The organism is Desulfosporosinus sp. BICA1-9 (genome assembly GCF_000802135.1).
In genome coordinates this window covers 1-7,266 of the sequence record NZ_JUEE01000185.1, presented here as the reverse complement: position 1 = coordinate 7,266, position 7,266 = coordinate 1, and the positions used below count along the sequence as shown (strand labels likewise).

The window sequence follows — 7,266 nt, the reverse complement described above, 5'->3', positions numbered from 1 at the left end:
GGCTCTTTCTCAAATAAGATGACATCATCCGGCAAGGTCACTCATTTTTAGGACATTATAGGCATTTATCAGTTCAATACCAGCTCGTCCTCCACCTCTACGATGCTTCATTTTAATTCTGCTATTCATGCCTTCCGATGGCCCATTGCTAATGTCTTTATATATCAAGCTATTTTTTACAGCTTCATAATCATCAAGCAGCCCATTTGCATATTGTGCGAGCGGAGCAATTTCACAGCCTTTGTATTTAGTAATAAAAAAGTCCAATTCAACGGTACTATAGTCATCAAACACTTTATAGCAATCGCTCAAAAAAATCACAAGAATCATAATCACTGGATACAAAGCTACTGTTTTTTCAAAAAGTTTTTTTTGTTCATTTTCCTTGCTTTTTGATTGAGCACTATTATTAGCATCATCAACACCATAAATCAGCTCTTTGGCTTTGTCGCTTAATGGCGACTTTTTTTCAGGAGGCTTCTTCTGTGAAGCATTTTCTTGTTTTACTTCGGCCTTTTTCGGGCGGCTTTCGGACGCTTTCTTAAGCACCTGTTTATAAACCGTGTCGCGTGAAATATGCTCCAATTTAAGATCAGGAGGATTTTCAAGGGTATCCTTTCTAATTTCCTCGGGCGTTTCTTTGCGAAGCTTAAGAATATACTGATAAATTGCATTGCGACTTCCCTTGAAACCCTGCGCTTGAAGGATTGGATGTATAGTTCTGTGGTTCGCGCCTTTCTTAACTTCTGCTATAACAGTTTCTCTATAGGGTTCAACAATAGAGTCGTGAGAAGGATGTGCTTTCGGCTTTAGTGTTTTTAGTTTACGATCAAGCAACATATCCGCATGCTGGATAATTGTTTCGTTTGCCGAATTGATCCGTGATTTCATCTTCTCCTCAACATAGTCTAATGTGCTAACTGCAGTCCTACGCAACAGTCGTACATCCTTGAGTGGTATATTCAACGTATTTGCTATATCGGCAGTTTTTACGCCTTTATCTGCCAATTCCAGAATCTTTAATGTATTTCTATATCTTTTAGCTTTAAATTCTGTCAACCCGGCAAGTCTTATCCGCTCTTCAACATTTTCTTCAAGCACATAGAAGTATGGTCTGACAGGAATTATGTCCTCACACTGCGTGGCTTGAACCCAGCCGTTCCCTTCGCGAATTCAATGCTTCCTCTACTGTAGCATGTGCATTTTTTATCAAATGAAACCGATCGGCAATCTGAGTTTTCCCACATTCCGTTGCTGCAGACGCATAGGAACTTGCTCGATCCCTACTAAGAAACTCTGCGGAAGGAAACATCTCAATCGCTTTCTTTGCAGCTTCTTTGGTAGTGCCGCGTATGATTAGTAAAACCCTATGGGTTTCTTCATCGATTAAAACAGTACAACCTGTCGACTTGTCCCCTTTGCGAAGATTGATGTCATCGATCGCCAAAACCCTTACATCGTTTCGCTTTAGATTAGATTCAATTTGCTTGGCAGACTCCACTTTTAAATATCTTGCGATTGAGTCATTGCTCACCAAAGCTCCATCTCTCTTTAGCGCGTCTTCCGCAGGTTTGCATCCGTTTTCCAATGCCCGTTCTACACAGTATTTCTTAAAACGGATTGTTTTTCGTGCGGTTTCTTCGCCAAAACCATCCAACCGTTCCACAAAACGGGTATGCGGGCAATTGAGGTTTTCACAGAAATATTTTTTCCTGCGTACAACATGATATACCGCCAATCCGCCCTGTGGTATGTCTTGTAATGGCTTGTCAAAGTAGTCCTTACATTCCTTGTTGCTCATCATGCCGCAAAAGGGGCACATTGCTTCACTTGAACGAGAATCCCAATAATACCGGATTTTTTTGCTGTCCCGTTCAATATTTTGAAGAATTAAAAAATCAGGAACAATTCCACCAAAATCAAAGAATGTTCTTGCTTCCATTTCAATCTTGTATATTTGTTGAATCTCTCCTTGGGTAAAGCACTCTTTATGTAATGCTGTTGAAAAAATACCATACCAATCCTTTGTACACATATCACACCTCACAGGCTTAATTCTATAGTATATCATAATGTGAAAACCCGTGGATGTCCAGCACTTCCTTCATCTCATTTGAGTAAGAGCCCTCTAAACTCAGCACTTATTTGGCTGGGGGTATTTCAGATGGCGGAAGCACCACTTATTAAAACATTTCGTTCCGGAGCAACGGGGCTCATTCTTTCTTTATGCAACGAAATTAAACTGGTTGAGCACATCAATCACGCAGTAAAATGGGATCCGACACAATGGAACGTATCCCCTGGAGAACATATTTTAGCTCTGGTCATCAACACTTTGTGCGGTCGAGTACCTTTGTATCGAGTGGAGGAATTTTATAAAGAGCAAGATGTGGAGGGGCTTTTCGGTGTAGGAAGGACTGCGGAGGATTTCAACCGTTTTGCCCTAGGACGCGCACTCGACACAGTTCATGACGCCGGATCTTGTTCTATCTTTACGGGACTGACTTTGCGTAATCTCATCACAACAGATGCGCCGTTACAATTCGCTCATGGCGATACCACCAGCAAAATTATGTACGGTGATTACGAAGACAAGAGTGCCCCAGACACGTTGAAGATAAATGAAGGATACAGCAAAGACAAACGCTTTGATTTAAAGCAGATCGTCATGGGACTCGTTACAATCGGTCGAGGTATGCCGTTACTAGGTAACGTCAACGACGGTAACCTCGACGACAAAACCTGGAACGGCCAACTTATTGATACCATGACAGAAGCCTTGAATCCGCTGCAGATCCGCAAACTAGTTTACGTAGCCGATAGCGCTTTTTTTACTGAAACGAACGTCAAAAAGGCGCACGGGAAAGGATTGCGTTTTATTTCACTCGTCTCTGAAAATCACAAACTGCGCGAAATCTGCATTGAACAGGTGCTACAGAACAAGCAGATGATCAACCTCGGCCGCATATCCGATCAGAAAAAAGCCAGTGAATATCACATTCAGGAAATAAGTCAGGATTATCACGGCATCCCGCTACGTTGTAGCGTCGTATACTCCACCCACTTAGCGGAGCAGAAAAAAGAAACATTTGCACGGCATCTGCAAAATGAACAATTGCAATTGGAGAAAGATACGAAAAAGTTGAGCGGACAAGAGTTTTCATGTGAAAAAGACGCACAAAAAGCATTGAAAAGGTTTCAGCATACCCATCGAAAATCACTATTCCCCCTCTCAAGCCGAATCGAGTTACTAACTCGTCCTGCCCCCCGCGACAAACGCGGAAGACCCAAGAAATCAGAGAAACTGGAGATGGAAACGGTCTACACGCTTCATGTCGACTTCGCGTCTGTACCACTTGAGGTCATCGAAGAAGAAGAGCGGCGTATGGGTTATTTCGTGTTAGCCACCAACCATGAAGATGCATCAGAACTACCTGCTGAGCAAGTACTGCGGGAATACAAGCAACAAAGCAGTACGGAGTTGCGCTTTAAGTTCTTGAAAGATCCGATGTTTGTAGACTCCTTGTTTTTGAAAACACCGGAACGGATCGAAGCGCTGGGTTACGTACTATTGATTGCACTGTTTGTCTATATGAGGTTAGAAGAACGCATTCGCACAGCGGTCGAGAAGCAGAACATTCAACTCCAACCAGTGAGAGGATGGTACACGCGCAAACCGACAGCTAAACAGGTAATTCTGATGTTGGAACATATTGTAACGATCTATTGGTTTGACTGGGAAGATGAAACGTGGAAAAAGCAAATGCAGCAGAACGAACAGGCTCAACAACTCTTTGATCTTCTTATGGTAAATCCATATGACAACAGCGTATGATCATTGAAAAAATGAGTCATTCATAATTCCATTATTCTCGTTGATGGGTGCTCAAAATGGGGTCCAACCATTTACTCGGTTTTTTCTAAACAACAAAGGCTGTGTGTACTACCAAGTATAAATGGAGGACTTAACACTGCTAAGTCCTCCATCTTTGTATGGTCAATCCAATATTAAATTACCCCACAGATTCATTTTTAATTTGTTGCTTACCGGGTCTCCTTATTAACATTTGTCCAATACAAGACAGCTTCAAAACGTTTGCTTACTCTTAATTTTGAAAGAATATTACAAACGTGAGATTCCGCAGTTCGAACCTTAATACCTAAAGCCGATGCAATCTCTTTGTTGTGTAAACCTTTTGATACTAATTCTATTACCTCTATTTCTTTAGGGGTCAGTAATTCACTCAGTATTTTAGAGTTAACTGGGGAATGCAAGTCATCACTGTTACTTTCGGGTCGTAGGAAAGTCTCAAAGCCTTGAGAAAAATACGCACCTCCATCATTAACTCTAAATATCCTCAGAATCATCTCCTTTACAGAACTGACCAATTGTCGAAGCGATTTCAAGATCACCACCCAAGTCTTCTAATCTTTCTTTCATTCCGACTATTCCAAAATGGGCACCTGTCAATGCCCAATCTTCTATCTTGCTAGAATCGAAACCTTTACCTGAATCTCTAACAGTCATTTCAATTCTAGACTCATTCATCTCAATGTGAATCTTCAACTTGTTAGAATCTGAGTGTTTCACGGCATTTGAAATCCCCTCTTGTAAAAAACGGTATGCCACTAATTCAACTTCTTCCTTAAAGCGTTCTTCTCGATTAAGGCCTACCGTCTCTAGGGAAATTTGCAACAGCTCTTTTTGCATTACTTCTTCGCACATTAATTCGATGGCAGTAAGCAATCCCAAATCAGTTAAAGATGGTGGGCCTAAATTATTAAATATTGAACGAAGTTCAAAATTAAAGTCCTCAACTATCTCACGTATATGAGAAATAGCCTTTACTTTTTTGTCGTCATTGGTTGGGCATTCTTCAACAAGGTATTTTAACCATCGATTCAAGTCCAACCCCAATTGCAATGGTCCATCGTGGATCTCACATGCTATTAATTTCCTTTCATTCTCAAGGCTTCTAAACAAAGAGCTAGTTATTCCTTGAAGACCCTGATTTCTTCGTTGTAAGTCGAGAGATCTTCGGGCCAAGTCCTTGATTTCTTTCGTCAGTTCCTGGATGATAAACGTCGTTATTAGGCGTTGAGCCAATTGACTTGAAATCAACGTAATTAACGGTAGTTCATCTAGTACAAATTCGACATGGGAATTTCGGTAGCCTAAAATTATCCCGCAAGTAAACTCATCAGAAACAAAGGGAATATAGATCTCGGCTGGTAAACTAACAGGGAGTATTTCTGTTTCTAAGTTAATCTTTTGATCAGCTTGAAAAAATTCTTCTAATTCAATTTGTTTACTGGGTTTTTCCAAAAATATTCCTACCGCTTTCGTTAAGTACCCACCTTTATTATCTTCAACATTAATGTTTCCTTGGTAGTTTCCACTTTGAGCGCAAAGATGCACTCTTACAAAAGATTCGTTACCCTTATTTCTAGTTAGTTGGGTAAAGCAAAATCCTTAGAATAGTGACTTAAATAAGTCTACGCAATTTTTCTATTGGGTAATAGGCGTTTTGAGGTCACTTAAGGTATTAACTGTTCAATATTATTTCATAGAATTACTATTTTCCGTAGTAATTCTGTTGAAAATATTGAATCTAAAAATATTAAACGGGATACCTTTTCAGTATCCCGTAAATCGTTGCAGCTACCCTAAACAATGTCTAGGGCGACATCAGTTGGGTATTCTTACTTTAGTTCTCTTAGCCGCTTTGCTAAGGTATAAGGGATTATTTGATATTGTTGTGTTTCTTTATATGCTTTCTCCATATGCATATAATCCACAATTTCTTTACTTCTGTGATTTTTGAATTTTGTAGCCACTAATTCAAGAACGCTCAATTCTTCCAAGGTAAACTCCGAGATACTTACTTCTTTATTAGGGCATATTTTATAGCAAATATCTTCATTAATCATTTCTTCCACCACTTTAACGTTGGTAAATGAATAATCTCGTCATACGCTATGGGCACGCACCTAGTGCCTAATGCTTAAATACAGTAAACCTATCATCGATTTCCCATATCTACCTAAAAAAGCGGTATCGGTGTTCCTTAAAGCTTCATTAGTAAACTTTGTAAGGGTGATCTAAAAATGGAGCAAAATAACCAAACATTTCTTCGATGACAAGGCTTTACGGATAACTGGAACATCGCAATTGGGGTTTGTTTCGCTTAAATATCGTGTCGCTTCTCACCTAAAATGACGGCGTGTATCTCACTGCCAATGGCGGAAGAAATGTGCAGGTCGGCTCCTTGCTTCGGAGAGTCGACCTGCGCTACAAATTGGAATTTATCAATTGCCCATTATGCATATAATCTCTTAGATCAGGTTAATATCAGCTCCACCGTAACATCTTCGCGTCTTTTTTCATGAAACACCATGCGCCACTCCACATCGTCCACCGGCTCAAAGTGCAGTGCGGAGCAGGCTACATGGAGCTTGCCTTGGCCGCTGCCGCCGAAAATGATGGCAGTCGGACCATCCTGCGCCACCAATGATGCCGATGCAAATGCTGTTGAATGCCTGCGGCTCATTGGGATTGGTGCGCTTCTGCCGAGGTTGGTCGGAACGAATGCAATCAGTGACGGTGAATGCACCATCAGGCAGATCCTGCGAGAGCGTATAGCTCATCACAGTATAGTGCGTCGGGAACTCCTGATTTTGGCTGTCAAAATGCTCACAGGACATTTCGTGCTGCTCATATTCCTGCACGGTCAGCGTATGCTGTGCGCCGGTGGTCGGGTGTGTAAACTCGATGCGTTCACCGGGCGCTGGTACATGAAAGTGCGGTCCCGACATAGCGACAGGCTCCTGCATCAGTGTTACGCCGAGCGTCGTGATCTGCGATTTGCGTTTCTTCGTCCAAGGAAAAGCGGAGCGCCAGATTGCCCAGCCATAGGCAGGATCAAGGCCATAATGCTGGGTCACGCTCTTGACCTCAAGGCCGTTACCCTCTGGGAAGCAGGGATTCCATGACACGCCGCAGCCATGAGAGCCTGAAAGAACAGTTCCGTTCAACACAACTTTCGGATTTATATTGATGGCCAGCGGATTTTCTGCGTCAATCTGCATCCGCTGTTCATCGGTAAAGTCGGTTCCATCGTTCTCAATAGAGAGATTCCACTTGTCCATAAAGGAACGGATGCGCTCAGCTGGAACCTGTATGCAAAAGTCCACGACCAAGCCTTTACTGCAGGTGTAAATCGCTGGGATATGCCAGACTTCATCGTCCCAGACAAACTGCCTATC

At 41.8% G+C, this 7,266-nt stretch carries 6 protein-coding genes and 1 pseudogene; 1 reads left to right on the top strand and 6 read right to left on the bottom strand.

Annotated features, from left to right (window positions below; all coding sequences use genetic code 11):
- Positions 1–24 precede the first annotated feature (24 nt).
- Both JL57_RS23205 and JL57_RS23200 read right to left on the bottom strand, forming a co-directional pair.
- Complete coding sequence (locus JL57_RS23205; protein WP_034144303.1) at positions 25–1,101, bottom strand: transposase; 1,077 nt, start codon at positions 1,099–1,101, stop codon at positions 25–27.
- 31 nt (positions 1,102–1,132) lie between these two features.
- The gene (locus JL57_RS23200; protein ID WP_034144302.1) at positions 1,133–2,035 is read right to left on the bottom strand and encodes a transposase; all 903 of its coding nucleotides are present in this window, start codon (positions 2,033–2,035) and stop codon (positions 1,133–1,135) included.
- 129 nt (positions 2,036–2,164) lie between these two features.
- Here JL57_RS23200 and JL57_RS23195 point away from each other — a divergent pair, with 129 nt between their 5' ends.
- A complete protein-coding gene (locus JL57_RS23195; protein ID WP_034144301.1) occupies positions 2,165–3,835 on the top strand; it encodes an IS1634 family transposase in 1,671 nt (556 codons plus the stop codon).
- Positions 3,836–4,044: 209 nt separating this feature from the next.
- On the opposite strand, the gene JL57_RS23190 is transcribed toward JL57_RS23195, so the two are convergent.
- The 4 genes and pseudogenes from JL57_RS23190 to JL57_RS23175 form a co-directional block, all read right to left on the bottom strand.
- Entirely contained in the window at positions 4,045–4,368 is a 324-nt protein-coding gene (locus JL57_RS23190) for a response regulator transcription factor (RefSeq protein WP_291300465.1), read from the bottom strand.
- Complete coding sequence (locus tag JL57_RS23185) at positions 4,349–5,326, bottom strand: sensor histidine kinase (RefSeq protein WP_291300464.1); 978 nt, start codon at positions 5,324–5,326, stop codon at positions 4,349–4,351. Before JL57_RS23185 ends, JL57_RS23190 begins: the two co-directional genes overlap by 20 nt.
- A 377-nt stretch (positions 5,327–5,703) precedes the next feature.
- Positions 5,704–5,931 (bottom strand): hypothetical protein, encoded by a 228-nt coding sequence (locus JL57_RS23180; RefSeq protein ID WP_034144300.1) that lies wholly within the window; start codon positions 5,929–5,931, stop codon positions 5,704–5,706.
- A 492-nt stretch (positions 5,932–6,423) separates the two neighbouring features.
- Positions 6,424–7,266, bottom strand: a pseudogene (locus JL57_RS23175) (hypothetical protein); the annotation flags it as partial.

Coding starts and splice junctions, on each gene's coding strand:
- JL57_RS23180 (WP_034144300.1), bottom strand. CDS start 5,931: ATGATTAATGAAGATATTTGCTATAAAATATGCCCTAATAAAGAAGTA.
- JL57_RS23200 (WP_034144302.1), bottom strand. CDS start 2,035: ATGTGTACAAAGGATTGGTATGGTATTTTTTCAACAGCATTACATAAA.
- JL57_RS23190 (WP_291300465.1), bottom strand. CDS start 4,368: ATGATTCTGAGGATATTTAGAGTTAATGATGGAGGTGCGTATTTTTCT.
- JL57_RS23195 (WP_034144301.1), top strand. CDS start 2,165: ATGGCGGAAGCACCACTTATTAAAACATTTCGTTCCGGAGCAACGGGG.